The sequence below is a fragment of the Polyangium sp. 15x6 genome, assembly GCF_029960785.1.
Classification (GTDB): Bacteria; Myxococcota_A; Polyangia; order Polyangiales; family Polyangiaceae; genus Polyangium.
Genome location: NZ_JASBQE010000026.1, coordinates 103,176 through 122,491, shown reverse-complemented (window position 1 = coordinate 122,491; position 19,316 = coordinate 103,176). Strand labels below are relative to the sequence as shown.

At 70.1% G+C, this 19,316-nt stretch carries 12 protein-coding genes; 1 reads left to right on the top strand and 11 read right to left on the bottom strand.

What is annotated here, in order from left to right:
- Positions 1-4 precede the first annotated feature (4 nt).
- From QHF83_RS20825 to QHF83_RS20795, 7 genes are all read right to left on the bottom strand, one after another.
- Positions 5-1,504, bottom strand: a complete 1,500-nt coding sequence (locus QHF83_RS20825; protein ID WP_282419626.1) for a L,D-transpeptidase — start codon at positions 1,502-1,504, stop codon at positions 5-7.
- Between the two features lie 129 nt (positions 1,505-1,633).
- Entirely contained in the window at positions 1,634-4,621 is a 2,988-nt protein-coding gene (locus tag QHF83_RS20820; RefSeq protein ID WP_282419625.1) for a hypothetical protein, read from the bottom strand.
- A 94-nt stretch (positions 4,622-4,715) separates the two neighbouring features.
- Entirely contained in the window at positions 4,716-7,502 is a 2,787-nt protein-coding gene (locus tag QHF83_RS20815) for a hypothetical protein (protein WP_282419624.1), read from the bottom strand.
- Between the two features lie 27 nt (positions 7,503-7,529).
- Positions 7,530-8,957, bottom strand: coding sequence for a hypothetical protein (locus tag QHF83_RS20810; RefSeq protein WP_282419623.1), 1,428 nt, complete (start codon positions 8,955-8,957; stop codon positions 7,530-7,532).
- Between the two features lie 100 nt (positions 8,958-9,057).
- Entirely contained in the window at positions 9,058-10,485 is a 1,428-nt protein-coding gene (locus tag QHF83_RS20805; RefSeq protein ID WP_282419622.1) for a zinc ribbon domain-containing protein, read from the bottom strand.
- On the bottom strand, positions 10,482-12,314 hold the full coding sequence (locus QHF83_RS20800) for a hypothetical protein (RefSeq protein ID WP_282419621.1): 1,833 nt from the start codon (positions 12,312-12,314) through the stop codon (positions 10,482-10,484). The genes QHF83_RS20805 and QHF83_RS20800 overlap by 4 nt, the downstream gene beginning before the upstream one ends.
- A gap of 66 nt (positions 12,315-12,380) precedes the next feature.
- Complete coding sequence (locus tag QHF83_RS20795) at positions 12,381-13,841, bottom strand: glycogen/starch synthase (RefSeq protein WP_282419620.1); 1,461 nt, start codon at positions 13,839-13,841, stop codon at positions 12,381-12,383.
- A gap of 116 nt (positions 13,842-13,957) precedes the next feature.
- Between QHF83_RS20795 and QHF83_RS20790 the strand changes: the two genes are divergently transcribed.
- Positions 13,958-15,070, top strand: a complete 1,113-nt coding sequence (locus tag QHF83_RS20790; protein WP_282419619.1) for an RluA family pseudouridine synthase — start codon at positions 13,958-13,960, stop codon at positions 15,068-15,070.
- Here the strand turns inward: QHF83_RS20790 and QHF83_RS20785 are convergent.
- From QHF83_RS20785 to purH, 4 genes are all read right to left on the bottom strand, one after another.
- Positions 15,064-15,774, bottom strand: coding sequence for a hypothetical protein (locus QHF83_RS20785; protein WP_282419618.1), 711 nt, complete (start codon positions 15,772-15,774; stop codon positions 15,064-15,066). The two genes, QHF83_RS20790 and QHF83_RS20785, sit on opposite strands and share 7 nt — an antisense overlap.
- A 37-nt stretch (positions 15,775-15,811) precedes the next feature.
- Positions 15,812-16,117 (bottom strand): hypothetical protein, encoded by a 306-nt coding sequence (locus tag QHF83_RS20780; protein ID WP_282419617.1) that lies wholly within the window; start codon positions 16,115-16,117, stop codon positions 15,812-15,814.
- Between the two features lie 11 nt (positions 16,118-16,128).
- Positions 16,129-17,505: a ParA family protein gene (locus QHF83_RS20775; protein ID WP_282419616.1), complete on the bottom strand. Its 1,377-nt coding sequence runs from the start codon at positions 17,503-17,505 to the stop codon at positions 16,129-16,131.
- A gap of 216 nt (positions 17,506-17,721) precedes the next feature.
- Positions 17,722-19,299 (bottom strand): bifunctional phosphoribosylaminoimidazolecarboxamide formyltransferase/IMP cyclohydrolase, encoded by a 1,578-nt coding sequence (gene purH, locus QHF83_RS20770; protein WP_282419615.1) that lies wholly within the window; start codon positions 19,297-19,299, stop codon positions 17,722-17,724.
- Positions 19,300-19,316 lie beyond the last annotated feature (17 nt).

Below are 19,316 nucleotides of genomic sequence, written 5' to 3'. Positions count from 1 at the left end.
CGTATCAACCGCCGTGGGTCCATACGAGGGTTCCGCCTTCGAGGTTGACGGCGCCGTGCCATTCGGGGGGGACGACGGGATCGGTCCAGTCGAAGAGCCATTTCGCGTCGGCGGGGGCGAGGTTCACGCAGCCGTGGCTGCGCGCCTTGCCGAACTCGTCGTGCCAGTACGCGCCGTGCAGCGCGTAGCCCTCGTGGAAGTACTGAATGTAGGGCACGTCGCGTAGATCGAACGAGTCCGAGCCTTCCTCGCCGTCCATCGTCCCGGAGACGTGCTTCGCGTGCACGTAGAAGATCCCGCGCACGGTGGCCGTCGTCTTCTCGGGATCACTCATCCCGCCGCGCCCCGTCGACACGAACGTCGCGAACACCGGCCGCGTCCCCTCGTACGCCACGAGGAACTGCTTCTTGATCGACACGTCGATCCACTTCTTGCCCGCGCGCGCGTGCCCGACCGGATCCTCGCGCGGCGTCGCGATCAGCATCGTCTCGGCGGGCAGCCAGAACCCCTCGGTCGTCTCCCACAACCCGCGCTCGCCGCCCTTCGTGGTGCCCGTCAGGATCCAGCCCGATCGCCACGGCGCGATCCCGCTCTCGCGCATCCGCCCGTCCGCGCCCTCCACGAGCTTCGTCGCGCCGTGCGCGATGACGATGCCCGGCACGCCGGGTTTGTCCACGACCACGCCGTGAAGCGCGCTGATCTTCGCGGGCTTCGTGCGATCGAGCGGGATCAGGTCGAGCTCGGTCGTCAGGCCGAACTTGCGCTCTGTCCATTCGAAGGCCGTGACGAGCCCGAAGGCCGACTCCTCCTTCGCGCGGCCTGCGTGCACGGTGTAGCGGAGCGGCTCGACGGCGCCGTACGGCTTCGGCAGATCACGACCCTCGGCGAGGAAGGTGGGCACGGTGTCGAGCGGGACGTTCGGCGTGATCGCGAGGCGGACGTGCTCGCGCACGGTAGGCCCCTCGACGCGCCGTTGATCCTTGTCGGTGGGCAGACGGAAGTAGAGATGCGGCGCGGGGGAGCGCGACATCACGTAGGCGTAGGGCAACGTGGCGGCGCGGTCGGGTCCGCGCAGGGCGGCCTGGATGACCTGGTGGTCGAGCGCGAGCGTCGCGCCTTTGCCGACGCACACGTAGCCGCGCGGCACGATCCTGTACCAGCCGCCCTCGCAGCGCCTCGTGCCGGCGGACTTCTCGGCACGATCGACGACGGCGCCGGCGCGCAGGTAGCCGAGCTTGGTCGAGCGATCGTCGGGCGCGACGTAGATCCAGGTCCGCATCGCGATGCTGCCGATCTTCGCGCCGTGGCCCGGCTCGGTCTCCTCCTCGGCGCGTTTGTCGACGGGGAGGGTGTCCGCGGGCTTGTCGGGGCGCTTGAGCGTCGCGCCGGCGGGGGCCCGATCGAGCACGCGCCCCGGCGGATCCTCGACGTCACCGCAGCCCGGGAGAGCGAGCAGCAGGCCGAGGAGCGCAGGTCTTCGGGAGGGACGCGCGCGCAGGGACATCGGGAGGTTCGCCGCTGCTTAGGACGAACGCGCGCCTTGGGCAACGTCTTGGCGAGGGGACTGCGCGGAAGGGTGGTTCAGATCACGGAGAGACGAACGGGCAGGCGGGGCAGAGCTCGGACACCTCGCTCACGGCGCGCACACGTTGTTCACGCAGTCGTTCGAGAAGCACTCCTCGTTGCCATTGCACGCGAAACCCGCGTCGCCGAGGCACACGCCCGCGCCGTCGCAGACCTCGAGGTCCGCGGCGACGCACGTCCCGTCCGTCGTGCCCGCCGGGACTGGCATGCATTGGCCTTCCATGCCAGAGAGCCCGCAGGAGAAGCAATCGTCGGCGCAGGCCGTCGCGCAGCAAAAGCCGTCCGCGCAATTCCCGGTCGCGCAGTCCGTGCCGTCCATGCAGGCCTCGCCGATGCACATGCCCGCGCCGTCGCACGTGCCCGGCGTCGTGCACTCCATGTCCGGATCGGCGCCGAGCGCGACCGGCTCGCAGACGCCGTCGACGCCGCTGCCCTTCTTCGCCGCCGAGCACGCCTCGCAGGTGCCCGCGCAGGCGTCGTCGCAGCAGACGCCGTCCACGCAATGGCCGCTCAGGCATTCCGCGTCGCCGCCGCAGGCCGCCGCGTTCTCCTTCTTGCAGGCGCCCGCGCCGTCGCAGGATTGGTTTGCCCCCGCGCACGTGGCCGCGTCGTCCTGCCCGGCGGGGACGTTCATGCAAATGCCCGCCGAGCCCGGGAGGTTGCACGTCTGGCAGGTGCCGTCGCACGCCGTGTCGCAGCAGACGCCGTCCACGCAATGCCCGCTCAAGCAGGACGAATCGAACGCGCAGCCCTCGCCGATGGCGTAGGCACAGGCCATCGCGCCATTACAAGCGCTTTCAAAGGGGCACTCCGCGTCCGGGTTGCCGCCGAGCGGGATCGGGCTGCAGACGCCGTTCGCGCCGCCCGTCTTCGCCGCCGAGCACGCCTCGCACATGCCCACGCAGACCGTTTCGCAGCAAACGCCGTCCACGCAGAACTCGCTCAGACATTCGGCAGCGCCGGCGCAAAGCTCCCCCGCGACCTTCTTGCAGACGCCCGCGCCGTCACAGGACTGGTTCGCCCCGGCGCACGTCCCCGTGTCGTCCTGTCCATCCGCGACGAACGAGCAGACGCCCGCCGATCCCGCGAGGTTGCAAGACTTGCACGTGTCCGTGCAATCCGTGTCGCAGCAGACGCCGTCCACGCAATGCCCGCTCAGGCAATCGCCGGAGGTCCCGCAAGCGCCGCCGTCTTTCGCCTTGCAGGTGCCCGTCGCGTCGCAGAACCGCGTCCCCGCGCAGACGTTCGTGGGGTTCGTGTCCTCCGCGGAGACGAGCGGCGCGCACGTGCCCACGCTGCCCATCAGGTCGCAGGCGAAACACGCAGCGTCGCAAGCGCTGTTGCAGCAGACGCCGTCCGCGCAGAAGCCGCTGACGCAATCGACGGCGCCCGCGCACGGCTGGCCGCTGTCCCTCTTGCACGTGCCCGCGCCGTCGCAGGCGTTCGTGCCCGTGCAGGTGGGCGCGTCCTCGGTCGCGACGGGCACGTTCGCGCACGTGCCGACGCTGCCGGCGACGTCGCACGCCATGCACGTGCCGCTGCAGGCCGCATTGCAGCAGACGCCGTCCACGCAATGGCCGCTCAGGCACTCGACGGCCCCGCCGCACGTCTGCGCGGGGGCCTTCTTGCACGCGCCCGCGCCGTTGCACACCGTGCCGCCGTTCTGATTGCACGCGGCGTTGACGGGCAGGTTCGGGTTCGACGGCACGCCGGCCTGGCTGCACACGTCGTCGGTGCAGTCGTTGCCGTCGACGGGTTTGTCGGTCGTGTCGGTCGACGTGACGATGTCGCCCTGGCCGTCACACTCGATGACCTTGCAATCGAGGGCCATCTGCCCGTCCGGCAGATCCGTGCCCTCGGGCGTGTAGCTCCACCCGCACTGGTTGTCGATGCACGTGCGGACCTTGCAGAAGTCGTCGGTGCCTTCGCATTGCGCGGCCTCGTTGCAGCCCACGCATTTCCCGCCGCCGTCGCAGTAGAGGCCGGCGCCGCACGCCGTGTCGATCGCCTCGTTCGGGAACGTCGGCGTCCCGTTCGTGCAGACGTTCTTCGTGCAGGCGTTGTCGTCGTTCGGCAGGTCGGTGTCGTCGACGATCTCCTTCGTCGCGCCCGCGCCGTCGCACACGACCCGCATGCAATCGCCGGCCGTCTGGCCATCGAACATGGTCCCGTCCGGCGCGAACGTCTGCACGCAGACGTGGTTCTCGCACGTGCGCTTCTGGCAGACGTCGTCCGGCGGGAGGTGCACGCAATCAGCGGGCTCGTTGCACGCGACGCAATTCGACGCGCCGTCGCAGACCTCGGGTTTGCCCGGCTCGCAGGGCTCGCCCGTGGTCACGGGCGGGTTCGTCGGCGCGCCCATCGTGCACACGTCGAGCGTGCACGTGTTCATGTCGACGGGCACGTCCGTGTCGTCGGCGACGGCCGTGTCCTCGCCCGCGACGCAGATGTGCTGCGAGCAATCCCCGGCCACGGGCACGTACCCCGGCGTCGGCAATCCGTCGAGGTCCGTGAACATGCAGAGGCCCGCGCCCGCATTGCAGGCATCCTCGGTGCATGGATTGCCGTCGTCGCACGGGTTCTGCGCGCTGCACTCGACCGCGCACGCGCCGCCCTTGCACGTCCCCTGCGCGGTCCCGAAGAGGCAGCTCGTCCCATTCTGCGCCGGCGTGTGGACCGGCGCGCCCATCGCGCACGCGTCGTCCGTGCAGCTCTCGCCGTCGTCGTCGATGTCGGCGTCGTCGTTCGTCGTGGTGAGGACGCCGGCCACGCAATCGCTCCGCTGGCAATCACCGGCGGTTTGTCCCGGCAAGGGACCGTCCTCGAGCGGCACGAGGACACACGTCCCGTCGTTCCCGCAGACGTCGACGGTGCAAGGGTTCTGGTCGTCGCAGTTCGCGTTGACGACGCAGGCCTTGGTGTCTTCGGGCGCCAGGGACCCGTTGGTATCGAGCCCACAGGAGGCGATCTGGGCGACGAGGACGGCGGAGAGGAGCGTGGTGAGGAGAGAGGGGAGGACGCGGGGGCGGTTTGACATCGTCAATCGTTCGTTCGAATCAACCGGGACGCGAATCATCGAGGTGCGGTCGCCGGCGTCCCCCCGCGCCGGCGACCACCGGTTCACCGACGGCTCAGGGCATCTGGCACTTCTTCGGATTGCCAGAGCAATCGTTGCTCGCGCATTCGTTGTTGCTGTTGCAGTCCTCGCCCGGCGCCTTCTTGCACGCGCCGCTCATGCCGCAGGCCATGGTGTCCATGCAGGTGTCGTCGGTCTGGTTCTGCGGGACCGTGTCGCAGGTGCCCGCCGTGAGGTTGCACGCCTGGCAGGTGCCGGTGCAGGCCGTGTCGCAGCAGACGCCGTCGACGCAGTTCCCGCTCAGGCAATTGGAGCCCATCATGCACGCCTGCCCGAGCGACTTCTTGCAAACGCCATTGTCGCAGGACTGGGTCGCGCCGGAGCAGGTCATCGTCGCATTGTTATCGTCCGAGCCGCTCGCCACGTTGACGCACGCCCCGGAGTTGTTGCAGACCTTGCACGTGTCCGTACAAGCCTCGCTGCAGCAGACGCCGTCGTTGCAGAAGCCGCTCCGGCACTCCGAGGCCATGCCGCAGGACTGACCGAGCTCCTTCTTGCAGTTGCCGTTCCCGTCGCACGACACGGCCGCGCCGGAGCACATCATCGCCCCGTTCGTGTCGTCCTGCCCGTCTTCGACGTTGCTGCACGTGCCGAGCTTGCCCGAGACGTTGCAGGCCTGGCAGGTGTTCGTGCACGTGCTGTTGCAGCAATAGCCGTCGGCGCACGTGGCGGACACGCAATCGCCGGCGTTCCCGCAGGTTTGGCCGTTGTCCTTCTTGCAGGCGCCCATGCCGTCGCACGAGTTCGTCCCGGTGCAGGTCGTGTTGGCCTGGTTGTCATCCTGCCCGAGGGGGATGTTCGTGCACGTGCCCTCGCTGCCGGCGAGGTTGCACGCCTTGCACGTCGACGCATTGCAGTTCACGTCGCAGCAACGACCGTCGTTGCAGAACGTCGTGAGGCACTCGCCGCCATTGCCGCACGTCTGCCCCGTGGCCTTCTTGCACGTCCCGGCGCCGTCGCAGACGCTGCCGTTCTCGCACTTCGTCGACGCGACCGTGTCCGGCTGGCCGCTCGGCGTGTTCACGCACTTGCCGAGGTTGCCCGCGACGTTGCACGACTTGCACGTCCCCGTGCAGCTGTTCTCGCAGCAGATGCCGTCGACGCAGCTGCCCGACAGGCACTCGCCGTTGTTGTTGCAGCTCTGCCCGTCCTCCTTCTTGCACTGGCCCGTGCCATTGCAGGTGTTCGAGCCGGTGCAGGTGGGGGAATCATCCATTCCCGAAGGCACGTTCGCGCACGTCCCGAGGTTGCCCGCCACGTTGCAGGCCTGGCACGTGTTCGTGCACGAGCTGTTGCAGCAGATCGCGTCGGCGCAGATGTTCCCCGCGCAATCGCCGTTCGCCGCGCAGTTCTTGCCGTTCGACTTCTTGCACTGGCCGTTGCCGTTGCAGACGTCGCCGCCGTTCACGTTGCAGGTGAAGCCGAGCGACTCGTTCGGGTACGAGGGATTGCCCTGCGCGGTGCACTGGTTCTTCGTGCACGGATTGCCGTCGTCGCCGATGTCCGCCACATCGGGCCGGATCACGAAGTTGCCCGCGCCATCGCAGACCTGGACCTTGCAATCCATCGCGGTCTGCCCGTCCGGTGTCACCGTGCCGTCGTTCTTGTACGAGAACCCGCAGACGTTGTTGTCGCACGTGCGCGTCTTGCAGAAATCGTCCGTGCCGGGGCACTGGGTCGGGCTGTTGCAGCCGACGCATTGCCCCGTCGCGTTGCACACGTTCATGCCGCCGCAGCTCGTGTTCGCGGCCGCGTTCGTGTACGCCGGCATGCCGTTCAAGCAAGCGTCGACCGTGCAGGGGTTGTTGTCGTTCGGCTTGTCGTTATCGTCGTTGATGGCGACGATGCTGCCGTCGATCCCGTTGCACACCGACAGCTTGCAGTCGTTCGGCGTCTGCGAGGCCGCGCCCGCGGTGGTCTCGTTGCCGAGGTAGTTCGGGATGCACTTGTTCTCGATGCAGCTCCGCTTCGTGCAATCGGTCTCGACGATGCCGACGCAGTGCTCCGCCAACGTGCATTCGACGCACGCACCGTTACCGTCGCAGACCTCGGGCTTGCCCGGCTCGCAGAACGTGCCGGATGTGGTGTTCGGGTTCGACGGCATGCCGTTCGTGCAGACGTTCTCCGTGCAGGGATTCACGTCGACCGGCACGTCCGTGTCGTCGGTGACGTCCGTGTCCTTGCCATTGACGCAGAGCTTCTGCTTGCAATCGCCGGGCTTCTGCGTGGCGCCCGGGGTGGGCAGGCCGTCGAGGTTCGTGAAGACGCAGGTGCTCGTGGCGAAGTTGCAGAAATCGTCCGTGCAGGCGTTGCCGTCGTCGCACGGGTTCTGCGCGTCGCAGGAGATCTGGCAGACGCCGTCCTGGCACGTGCCGCTCTCGTTTCCGCGCTGGCACACGCCCCCGTCGGGCGTGTCCGTGTTGCTCGGCACGCCGCCCTGGCAGGCGTCGTTCGTGCAGGGCTCGTTGTCGTCGGGGATGTCCGCGTCGTCGGTGACGGTGACCTCCTGGCCGGCCGCGCAATCGATCCGCTGGCAATCGCCGACGGTCTGGGCCGGGTTCGGCCCATCGGCGACCGGCGTGTGGACGCAGATCTTCTCGTCGCTGCACGTGTCGACGGTACAGGAGCTACCGTCGTCGCAATTGGCGGCGGACTCGCAGGGCTTCGTGGTCTGCGTGGGCTTCGAACCTTCGGTGTCGAGCGCGCAGGAAGCAGCCTGCACGAGGGCGGACGCCACGAAGGCCGTGGCGAGCAGGGCGGAAAGGAGGCGGGGGCGGGACATGATGACGGTCTCCGTGGATACGTGGCATCAGTTGCAGAGCTTGTTGCCACCACAGCTATTGGAAGCGCAATCGCCGTTCTTCGTGCACATCTGGCCTGCAGCGCACTTGGTCGAACAGGATCCCCCGCAATCCTCGTCCGACTCGGTGCCGTTCTTGACCCCATCATCGCAGGCAGGAGCCACGCACATGCCGGCGTTGCAGACGCCGTTGAAGCAATCCTCCCCCACGTTGCAGGTGGCGCCCACCGCGCACTTCAGCACGCACAATCCGCCGCAGTCGACGTCGCCCTCGCCGCCGTTCTTCGCGCCATCGAAGCAGCTCACGCAGACACCGTTGTCGCAACTCTCGTCGCAGTCGCTCGGCGACTTGCACGCCTGGCCCAGCGTGCATCTCTCGATGCACTCGCCGCCGCAGTCGATGTCCGTCTCGGTGCCGTTCTTCGTGCCGTCTTCACAGCTGAAGCAGATGTTGACGGTCGTGTCGCACGTGAAGTCGTAGCTCGCGCCGCCGCATTCCGAGGTCTGCGTGCACCCGAGGCAAACGGAGACGCCGTCGCACTTGCCCATCCCCGTCGGGTTGTCCTGCGTCGCGCAGGGCGAGAGCGCCGGAAGCGGGGGGTTCACCGGGGCCATCATGTCGTTGCACTGGTCGGACGTGCAAACGTTGCCGTCGTCGAAGGGATCCCCCGCATCCGCGATCGTCGCGATCTGCCCACCCTGGCAGACCTTCTTCTTGCAGTCGCCGCTCGACTGATCGCTCATGGGGAGATCCATCCCCTCATTGCGCGGCGTCGCGACGCATTGCTTTTCGGTGCACGCCCAGTCGCTGCAAAAATCGTCGACGGGGCAATCCGTCTCGCTGGCGCAGCCGATGCAGACGCCCATGTCGTTGCACGTGCCGTTCGTCCCGCAGGGCGCGCCGGGCGCCGGCACGTGGCTCTCCTTGCCGTCCGCGCACGCATCGGTCGTACACGGATTCCCGTCGTCGGGATCCGCCTGGGTGACCGGCGTGAACATGCAGACCTTGCCGACACACGCGTCGGCCGTGCACTTGTTCTTGTCGTCGCACTCCGCCGAGTCATTACACGGGATCTCGCATTGCCCGGACACACACTGGCCCATGCCCCCGCCGAGCTGGCACATCGTCCCGTTCACCGCGGCGTGCTGCGGCGCGCCGTCCGAGCAAGTGTCCTGCGTGCAGGGATTCGCGTCGTCCGGGACCTCCGTATCGGCCGCGACCGTGACGAACTTCCCACCCTGGCATTCTTTGCGCACGCAATCGTCGGGCGTGGTGGCGTCGGTTTGTCCCGCCGTGCACTCGTTCGAAGGGCTGGAGCCCTGCTGATCGAGACACCCGGGCGCAGACACGACCATCGCGGAGGCGAGCGCCAGGATCGACGCCAAACCGAACGAGCGAAGCTTGCTCCTGTGGAGGGAAGTCGCGGACGTGGTCATGGAGAACTCCAAGGTAAGGCGCCGAGCCAGGGCGCCGTCACCAGTGTCGCCGATCTCGAGCTCCATGGGCGCAAAAAATCGGCGCGACGGGGCCCCGATCTCAGGGGCGCCGGAGCACCGTCACGCCGCGCGCCGACGCCGCCGCCACGAGCGCGAGGCGACCCTTGGGCGCCACGGATACCACGTGCGATCCCTCCCCCGTTTGCAGCGTCGAAACGATACGCAGCGGCTCGCCCCCGAGCGCGACCGTGGTCGCGCCCTTGCCACGAGGCCCACCGCCGAGCGCGACGAGGATCGTCCGGCCCTCCGGCGAAAGCACGGCCGCGGAAGGAACACCGCCGAGCGCGACCGTGGCGAGGACCTCGCGGTGTTCGAGGGACACGAGCGTCGCCTCCCCCGCCGCGCCAATGACGACGGCGCGATCGCCGGGCCACGGGAATGCCGCGATCGGCTGCGGACCCGCAGGCGCGAGGCGCGGCTCGGTCCCCACGGAAAAACCCATGACCTTGGCCGTCGCCCGATCGAAGAGGAGCGCGCGCTCGGAGGAGGCCGACGGAGGGACGGCCGAGGCGCGTGGCTCGAGGAGCGAGGACCACGCAGCACGAGCACCGCCGAAGGGTTTTGCCGCGGGATCGAGCACGATCACGGACCCCGGCTCGGTGGGCGCGCGCCCGTCGAGGAGGACGAGGAGCCGATCGCCGGCCGAAGAAAGCAGGGGCGCGACGCCGCGAATCGGGGTCGGGAAGAAGATCTCGCCGTCGGCCGTGAGGTCGGGGCCCGCGAGACGGATGACGCGGCTTCCTTGCGAAGTCGCGACGACGACGACGGGCGGCTCGCCGCTCGCCGCGATGTCGAGCGCGCCCTTCACGTCAACCCTCTTCAGATAGGCCGCAGGGGCCGCGCCCGAGAGCCACGACGCCGTGTTCACGACCGGCAGGCCCGTGGAGACGCCGAGCACGGCGAGGCGGCCCGCGGGGAGCCGCCGGAGGCCCGTGCCCTTGCCCGGGAGGCGCGCGCGGGCCTTCTCGGCGCCGGAATCGAGCGCGTGCGCCCGGAGCGTGCCGTCCTCGCAAAGCACGAAGAACATCGCCTCGTCGTCCGCGACGATGACGTCGATCGGGGGTGCGTCGAGGCGGATCGTCGTGGCCACGGCGAACGCCGCGGGCGCTTCGGACGCAGGAGGGGGCGTGTCCGCGGCCGGGGCGGCCGAGGAAAGCGCCGAGGACGCGGCGCTCGTGGAGGCCGCCTGGGGCGACGTCGCGGACGAGGCGGGGAGCGCAGGCGGAGGCGTCGTGGCGGGCGGGCGTTTGCCGCCGAGGCGGCCTTGCGAGGCGAGGACGGCCGCGCCGCCGGCGAGCATGCCGACGCCGCCGAGCCCCGCCGCGAGTAGCACGAGGCCGAGCGCGCCAATCTGCACACGGCTGCCCGCGAGCTTGGGCGCGCTCACCCACGCGCGGCACGAGGGGCATTTCGTCGCGCCCGGCCGGATCGTGAGGGATCCGCATCTGGGGCACTTGGTCTTGCTCACCGGAGCACCCACACGCGGCGCGCGCGGGCCGAAAACGCCGCCGCGCTCGCAGCGTCTTTGCCGAATCGGACGCTCGTGACCTCGTCGGTGACGTCGACACGGACGGGCTCGCCCGTCGCGAGATCGACGACGTACACCCCGGGCGAAGGCGCGCCCGTGGCGACGAGCGCCTGATCCCCGGAGGGCGAGATCTCGAGGGCCGTCACGGGGCTGCCGAGCTCGAGGCGCGTGTCCTGCGTGAGCGTGGCCGGCGCATGCAGCGAGAGCGCGCGCCCCACCCTGCAACCGACGACGAGCGTGCGAGGGGCGGCCCGGACGAACACGGGATCCGTGCAGGTGTCGCGGGAAAGATCGGGCGGCGCGAGCAGGCCTTTTCCTTCGAGCGGGACGCGGACGATACGCGAGGAGCCGAGCACGACGAAGGCAAACCCCGATTGGACGGCGACGGCCGCGACGGGATCGCCGAGCGAGAGGTGACGCACGAGCTGCGCGCTCGGCGGGGTGAGCGGCGCGAAGACCTCGATGGCATCGGGATAGGCGCGCGGGCGGGGATCGGCGACGCTCGCGACGGCCCAGGTGCCTTCGGCGTCGATCGCGGCGGCGCTCGGAATGGCGCCTCCGAAGCGGAAACGCGCGATCTCGACGTGGTGCTCGGTGCCGACGACGAGGACGCTGCGATCGATGGCCGAAGGGAAGATCGCGAGGCCAGCCGACGCCGCGGCGGCCCCCGGGAGGAGCTGGGTGCGAGGCTCGATCCAGCGAAGGACGCGGAGCGTGTCGGGTTCGAGCGCGCCGATGCGCGTTTGCCCGAGCGCATAAAGAGCGCCGCCCACGCGCTCGATCACGCGCGCCGATTGCGCCTCGCGCGAGCTCGTCATGACCACGCCGCTCCGCGGATCGACGACGTCGAGCGCGACGCGACGCGCGACGGCGACGTGGCCTTGCGGGAGGAGAATCGCGGCTTCCGCGTCGGCCGCGACGTCGATCTTCGCCGCGACCTTGCCTTCGAGCCGCTTCGCCGCGGCCGGCGCAGGATTGGCAGGCGCGTTTGCCGCGGGATCGGCCGGCGCGCGCGTGGCGCTCGTCGCCGCGGACGCGCTCGATCCGGGCGATGCCGATTCGCCCGGCGAAGGCGCGGCATTCGCCGAAGGAATCTCGACCCCCGCGCCGCGCCCGTCGCCGCGCACGGAGAGCGCGCCGCCGAGGAGCGGCGCGAGCACGAGCGCGAACCCGAGGCCCACGAGGCCCACCACGCGCGAAAGGCCGAGCCGCGGCTTTGCGATGCCCACGAACTCGCCGCACATGAGGCAGCTCGTGCTGCCGACCATGACGGGTTCGAGGCAATACGGGCACGTGAACGTGGACATCGGGCGCTTGCGGATCGCGGTCGCGCCCTCGAGGGCCGCAGGAAACACGGCCGTGCCGCGGATCCAGCCGGGGACGCTGACGAGCGAGACGCCCGAGGAGATCGGGATGCGGCCGGTCATGAGGCCCCGCACCACGAAAGCGCCCGTCACGGGGCCCATGACGCCGTCGGTGTCCTCGACGAACCAGAGGAGCTTGTCCCGCGCCTGGGGATCGAGTTTGGCGAGGTCGCGCGGAAGCGCCTCGGCGACCACGCCCTCGGGCGGATCGGGCGGGCTCGGCGACGGGAAGAGATCCGAGATCGGGTCCCACGCCGCGCCGGGGAGGAACCGCTTGCACCCTTCCATGCGGAAGAGCGGGTCCTTCAGCGTTCCCCCGCCGATCTCGCGACGGACCGCCTCCAGCCGCATGGGTCCGCGGATGTTGCCCTGCTCGGAGACGAGGAATTCGACGTTCTGGGACACAAGCGCCCAAAAGGGCGCATGCACTGTACTACGAAGCGTCCGTCCGCCGCATCTTCTCGGCGAAAACTACGCGGTGCGCTTCGCGACCGCCGAGCGATAGACGTGCACGTAGCGGCGCGCCGGTCGATCCCACCCGAGGTCGAGCCGCATCACGCGGCGCCGGAGCGCGGGCCACCGGGGCGAGGTCATGGCCGCGAGCGCGCGCTGCACCGCGCCGACGAGGTGCGTCGAGATCGGTTTGTCGTACAGGAACCCCGTGCCGGTCTCGAGCGCCGCGTCGCAATCGACGATCGTGTCGATGAGGCCGCCGGTCCGGTAGGCGACCGGCAAGGCGCCATAACGCTGGGCGTAGAGCTGCACGAGGCCGCAGGGCTCGTACCGCGACGGGACGACGACGATGTCCGCGGCGGCGTAGAGGCGGTGCACGAGGGGCTCGGCGGCGTCGCCGAGGAACCGCGCGCGCTCGGGCGCCTTGGCGACGGCGGCTTCGAGCTTCGTGACGAGCGCGCGATCCCCCGCGCCCGCCACGACCACGCTCGCGTCGCTCTTCAGGATCTTGGGCAGCGAGGTGGCGAGCAGATCACCGCCCTTCTGCGTGGAGATGCGGCCGACGGAGACCACGAGCGGGCGCTCGATGTCGATCGGGAGCCCGAGCTCGGCGAGGAGCGCGCTCTTGCAGCGCGCTTTGTTCGTCGTGTCCTCGGCGTCGTACCGTGCGGGCAGCGCCGGATCCGTCATCGGGTTGTACACGGCGTAGTCGATGCCGTTCACGATGCCGACGATCTCGTGCTCCTTCGCCCGCGCCGCGAGCACGCCGTCGAGGCGCTCGCCGTGCTCGGGCGTGAGGATCTCGCGGGCATACGTCGGCGAGACCGTGGTGATGGCATCGGCGGCGAGCAGGCCCGCCTTGAGGAAGCTCACCTTGCCGTAGAACTCGAGTAGCGAAGGCTGGAAGTGCTCGTCGGCGAGGCCGATGACCCGGAGCGCTTCGCGCGGGAAGAGGCCCTGGCGCGCGAGGTCGTGGAGCGTGAGCACCGAGGCCGGGCGCGCGTCGCCCTCACGGTCGCGCAGGAGGTACGGGACGAGCGCCGACGGCCAGTCGTGCGCATGCACGACCTCGAACGGCGTGCCCGCGAGCGCGCGCTGGCGGACGAGCTCGACGACGGAGAGCGCGAACACGCCGTACCTTCGCGCGGCCGCGAGATCCCCATCGTCCTCGTCGGCGAGGCGCGACGGGCCTTCGCTGAAGAGCCCCGGGACGTCGAAGAGCACGAGCTCCACGCCCGATCCGAGCCGCCCGTCGAAGACCGTGACCTCCACGCGCTCGCCGCCGATGGTCAGGACGAGCGGGGTCAGCCTTCGCGCGATCATGACGCCGGAGGCTTCGATCCCAGGGTAACGCGGCAGCGCGAGGGTGACCTTGTGCCCGAGGAGCCGGAGCGCCTTCGAGAGCGACGCGACGACGTCGGCGAGGCCGGTGACCTTCACCATCGGCGCGATCTCGGAAGCGACGAAGAGGATGTCCATGCGCGGGCGGGTGTAGCACGACTCGCGGCCGCGACGTAGAGCGAGCATGCGCCGATTGGGCCGACCGACGAGCGCGGGTGGTAGCCCCGAGCGGCAGGCAGGCTAGGATGGCGACCATGACGCGCATCAGCGCGCGCGAGCTCGGCTCCACGGAAGGCCCGTTCGGGCGAGGGATCAAGGTCGTACGCCCGGACGAGGTGCCCGAGGGGTCCGTCGTCTCCATCCTCCGCGTGCCCCCGGAGGCGAAGGGCATGCGGCTCGACCGGTTCGTGCAATCGCAGCTCAAGCGGACGAGCCGGACCCGCGCCCAGAAGATCATCGAGCACGGCGCCTACGCCCCGGATGCGCGCCGCCTGCGCGGAAACGACCGCGTGCAAGCGGAGCAGCTCATCCTGCTCTGGCGTCCGCCCTGGGACGAGAAGGCGCCCGACGTCACGCTGCGCATCCTGCACGAGGACGCACACCTGCTCGCGGTGGACAAACCCGCGGGGATCCCCGTGCATCCGACGGCCCGTTACCACCAGAGCACGGTCGTGAAGCTCCTCGAAAACGCCCGCGACGGCGAGCGGGTCATGCTCTCGCACCGCCTCGACCGGGAGACGAGCGGGGTTCTTTTGCTGGCGCGGACGAGCGAGGCGGACCGTCACGTGAAGTGGCAGTTCGCCCGCGGCGCGACGCGGCCGGGCACGGAAGAGCGCAGCGTGCACAAGGAGTACCTGGCGATCACCTGGGGCGCGGACGAGGAGGACGCGTTCCGCGTGGAGGCGCCGCTCGAGCTCGATCCGACGAGCCGTTACGGCGTGAAGATGCGCGTCGCCCGGCCCGGCGAGGGTCTGCCCTCGGCCACGCGTTGCGCCGTGATCGGAAGGCGGAGAAACCCGGCGACGGGAAAACTCTACGCGCTCGTGCGGTGCACGCTGGAGACGGGACGGCAGCATCAGATTCGCGTGCACCTCGCGTCGCGCGGGACGCCGGTCGTCGGGGACAAACTGTACGGTCCGGACGACGAACTCTTCGGGCGCGGCGCGGACGGTCTGCTCACGGACGAAGACCGGGCGCTCCTGGAGATCGACCGGCACGCGCTGCACGCGGCGGTGCTGGAGCTCGATCACCCGGCGGAAGAGGGGCGCAGGCTCCGCGTGGAGGCGCCGCTGCCCCCGGATCTCGAAGCCTTCTGGGCGAGCCTGGAAGAGGTCGCGCCGACCGCTCCTGCTCGAGCGACTCAGTAAAGCGGGATCTGATCCCCCGACGAGGGCCGCGGCGCCGGAGGAAGCGCGCCGCCGCGACGCCGACCGACAGCGCCGAGCGCTCCGCCGAACGTCGCCGCGAGCAGCGTGATCACGGCGCCCGCGAAGGTGAGCCACGCGGCCCGGACGAGCTCGCCTTGGTCGAGCCGGAAGGACGGGCCGAACGGCTCGGTCGTCCGCTGCGCGAACGTGAACGCCGGCTCGAAGCTCGTCGGCCGGCCGAACTCCTGCGTATCGAAGAACGGCGGCGCCCCGTTTCCCACGATGAACACGAGCAGCGCGAGGGAGACGGCCCAGGTGAGCACGCCCGCGAGCGCGCCGTCGCCGCGACGGATCGCGCCGCCGAGCTTGGCCGCCGCGTAGCTGCCCACGAAGAGGGCGACGAGCGAGGCGAAGGCCATCCACAGGGCCATGCCCGTCCCGAGGCGCTCGAGCGACGCGCGGCCACCTGGATCGAGGACGGTCACGCCGGTCGCGAACCCAAGCAGCCCGAGGAGCACGAGCGTGCCGAGCGCGAGGAAGAGCCCGGCGAGCACGGAGCTCCACCGGATGCGCGAGAGGTCACGCTCCTCGAAGGCGTCGAGCATCTTCCGCACGCCGGACGGCGGCATTTGCTCGTCGATCGTTGGCGTCGCAGGGACCTCGCCGAGATCCCTCGGAGGTGGCTTGATGGGCGCGTTCGACATCGCCCCGGCGCGGTGCAAGCGCCGAGCCGCGGACGGATCAGATGCCCTTCGGCACCTTCTCCAGATCAACCTGCTCGAGCGCGTGACGGATGAGCGCGCTGCGGCTCGCCTTGGTCAAGCCGCGCGCCTTCAAGGCCTCGACCATCTCGTCGAGGCGCTCGAGGTCGTCCGTGTACATCGAGATGCAGATGACCTTGTAATGCGTCGGGCGCTCCGGGGCGGGCTTCTGCGCCCGCGCTGGCTTCCCCGCGGGCGTGTAGAACGCGCCGGAGAGGACCCCTTCGACCTCGTCGCGATCGAGGAGCGCGTGCGCGGCCTCGGAGAAATCGCCCTCGTGCTTCATCGTCCTCTCTCCTAAGCGGTCGCTGCGGCGCGGCTCGCGGGCTTCGCGTCCTTCGTGTCCTTCGCGCCCTTCGCCGCGCCCTCGCGGCTCTGGATGATGCGGTCCACGACGACGCCGTAGTCGTCTGCGGCGGGCGTGCCGGCGGCGTACTCGAAGATCGTCTGCCCCTGCGCCGGCGCTTCCTTCACCTTGATCGCGGCGCGCACCGGCGGGAGGCACCGGTCGCCGAAGTGCTGCTTCAACGTGGTGACGGCCTCGCGGCAGATCTTCGCGCGCGCGTCGAAGAACGTGGGCAGCACGCCCCAGATCTGCACCGGGTGATGCAGGAGCGCGTTCACGTTCTTCACGGTCTTGATGACCTGACGCACGCCGACGAGCGAGAGGTAGTCGCAAGCGACGGGCACGAGCACGCTGTCGGCGAAGACGAGCGCGTTCTGGTTCATCAAGGACAGGCTCGGCGAGCAGTCGAGCACCACGTAGTCGTAGCCCGCGGCCGCGGCGCTCAGGCGCTCGCAGAGCACGCGGTCGCGGTTCTGGCGGCCCGCGAGGTAGAGCTCGGCGGCGGCCAGCGTCTCGTTGGAGCCCAAAAGGTCCAGGTTCGGACGAACGACACGCGTCGCGTCCGCGACCCTTAGGCCCATCACGAGGACGTGGTAGAGCGAGCGCTCGACGTTCGCGCCGAGCGAGACCGACACGTTGCCCTGCGCGTCCGTGTCGACGAGCAGGACCTTCTTGCCGCGCGACGCGAGGCCGGCTGCGATGCTCACGGCCGTCGTCGTCTTGCCCGTGCCGCCCTTGTGGTTGAACACGGCGAGGTAGCGCGGTACGGACGCGTCCGCGGCCTGCTCCTTCGGCGCCTCGGGCGCAGCGGGCGCGGCCTGCGAGGCCTGCGAGGCCGGAGCCGTCCGCTTGTTCGCGACCTGCGGCACCACGGGCACGGCCACGGCCGGCGAGGTCGACGAGGACGCACGCTTCGAAGGCGTCGCGGAGCTCGCCGGGCCCGCCGCGCGCGTCGCCATGGACCGTGGCACGGACTGCGGCGGCGGCGAAGGCGCGACGGCCTGCGGCGTGACCTCGGCGGCAATCTCGCCGAGCCGCACGCCGCTCGCTTCGCGCTGGAGCTGGGTCCGGCAGGGCATCGAGCACGCATAGGTGCGACGTCCGTTCAGGTACATCACCTGCGAGGCGAGCTCGGGCTGGAACCGCTTCGCGCAGGCGTCACACGTGGCGAGCTTGTCGCCCTGCCCTTCGCCGCCGAGCTGGCTCTTCTCCAGGCACTTCTGGGAGCAGTAGAACGAGAACCCGCCGTCCCGCTCTTCCATCTGGTAGCGGAACTGGACGTCGAACTCCGACCCGCAAACGCTGCACGACTCCCTGATCCCGGCCACCGCCACGCTCCTTGAAGCTCGCCGCGGCGCCCCGCCGCGACGCTGTAAGCCACCAACAGCACAGCTAGATCGGGGTGGCCAAATTTTTTGTGCGCGTTTTTTTGCCTAGATCCGTGAGGCTGGATCCATCGGCGGTGTGGCAGGACCCCGCGAGGGCCGAAACCGGGCGTTTGGCGGGGCGCGGCGGCGCGGCGGCGAGAGCCGGAGACGCCGCGATCAGTGCCGGAAATGCCGGACGCCCGTGAAGATCATCGCAGCGCCGGCCTTGTCCGCGGCCGCGATCACGTCGGCATCCTTCACGCTCCCGCCCGGCTGCACGAAGGCGGTGACGCCATGCTCGAGGGCGAGCTCGACGCCGTCCGGGAACGGGAAAAACGCATCCGAAGCGAGCACGGCGCCGCGGGCCTCGGCCTCGGCCTTGCGGCACGCGATGCGCACGCTTTCGACGCGCGACATCTGCCCCGCGCCCACGCCGACCGTGCGGCCCTCCTTGGCGAGCACGATGGCGTTCGACTTCACGTGCTTGCAGACCTTCCACGCGAGGTCGAGCGCGGCGAGCTCCTCCGGCGTCGGCGCGCGCTTCGTGACGACCCGCGCCTTGTCGACCTCGCCGCGTGCGGCCGCGTCGCGCCCCTGCACGACGAGGCCGCCGCCCACGCGCTTCCAAGTGAGCTCGTCGAGCTCGGCCGGCAGGAGCACACGCGTGGCGAGGAGGCGCAGGTTCTTCTTCGCGCGGAGGACCGAGAGCGCGTCGTCCGCGAACGAAGGCGCGACGACGCACTCGAGGAAGGTCTCCGCGAGCGCCTCGGCCGTCGCGCGATCGACGGGGCGGTTCAGCGCGACGATCCCGCCGAACGCGCTGAGCGCATCGGCATCACGCGCGAGCCGATACGCGCGCTCGAGCGAGTCGGCCACGGCCACACCCGAGGGGTTCGCGTGCTTCACGACGACAGCCGCGGGCCGCTCGTGCTCGCGCACCGCTTCGAGCGCGGCGTCGACGTCGACGAGGTTGTTGAACGAGAGCTCCTTGCCGCCGGCGCCGAGCGAGTCGGCGAGCGAGAGCGAGCCCTCGGGCGCGCTCCGCTCGCGGTAGAACGCGCCCGACTGATGCGGGTTCTCGCCGTACCGAAGGCCGTACGCGCGTTCGAACGTGAGCGTCAGATACCGCGGATACGCCTCGCGCTTCGCCGGCGCCTTCTCCTCGGCCGGATCCGGATCCCCGAGCGACGACAGGTACGCCGACACCGCGCCGTCGTACGCGGCCGTGTGCGCGAACGCCTTCGCCGCGAGCTTGCGTCGCGTCGCGGCCGACACCTCGCCGCTCGCCTCGATCTCGGCGAGCACGGCGTCGTAATCGGCCGGATCACACACGACGGCGACGCGCCCATGGTTCTTCGCGGCGCTGCGCACCATCGCGGGTCCGCCGATGTCGATCTGCTCGATCACCTCGGCGAGCAGCGCGCCCGGCTTCGCGACGGTCTGCGTGAATGGATAGAGGTTCACCGCGACGAGGTCGATCGGGGCGCCGCCGAGGCGCTCGAGGTCGGCCTGGTCGATGTCGCCGCGCATGAGGATGCCGCCGTGCACGCGCGGGTGGAGCGTCTTCACGCGCCCGCCCATCACCTCGGGCGAGCCCGTGAAGGACTCCACGCTGGTGACGGCCAGCCCCGCGTCTGCGAGCGCTTTGAGCGTGCCGCCGGTCGAGAGGATCTCCACGCCCCGCGCCGCGAGCGCGCGCGCGAACGGTAGGAGTCCCGCCTTGTCGTAGACCGAGATGAGGGCTCGTCGGATCATGGCGGCGAGCGAGTAGC

Bases quoted from the DNA above. Each gene is read 5' to 3' on its own strand.
- purH (WP_282419615.1), bottom strand. From the start codon at position 19,299: ATGATCCGACGAGCCCTCATCTCGGTCTACGACAAGGCGGGACTCCTA.
- QHF83_RS20795 (WP_282419620.1), bottom strand. From the start codon at position 13,841: ATGGACATCCTCTTCGTCGCTTCCGAGATCGCGCCGATGGTGAAGGTC.
- QHF83_RS20810 (WP_282419623.1), bottom strand. From the start codon at position 8,957: ATGACCACGTCCGCGACTTCCCTCCACAGGAGCAAGCTTCGCTCGTTC.
- QHF83_RS20785 (WP_282419618.1), bottom strand. From the start codon at position 15,774: ATGTCGAACGCGCCCATCAAGCCACCTCCGAGGGATCTCGGCGAGGTC.
- QHF83_RS20790 (WP_282419619.1), top strand. From the start codon at position 13,958: ATGACGCGCATCAGCGCGCGCGAGCTCGGCTCCACGGAAGGCCCGTTC.
- QHF83_RS20825 (WP_282419626.1), bottom strand. From the start codon at position 1,504: ATGTCCCTGCGCGCGCGTCCCTCCCGAAGACCTGCGCTCCTCGGCCTG.
- QHF83_RS20815 (WP_282419624.1), bottom strand. From the start codon at position 7,502: ATGTCCCGCCCCCGCCTCCTTTCCGCCCTGCTCGCCACGGCCTTCGTG.
- QHF83_RS20780 (WP_282419617.1), bottom strand. From the start codon at position 16,117: ATGAAGCACGAGGGCGATTTCTCCGAGGCCGCGCACGCGCTCCTCGAT.
- QHF83_RS20820 (WP_282419625.1), bottom strand. From the start codon at position 4,621: ATGTCAAACCGCCCCCGCGTCCTCCCCTCTCTCCTCACCACGCTCCTC.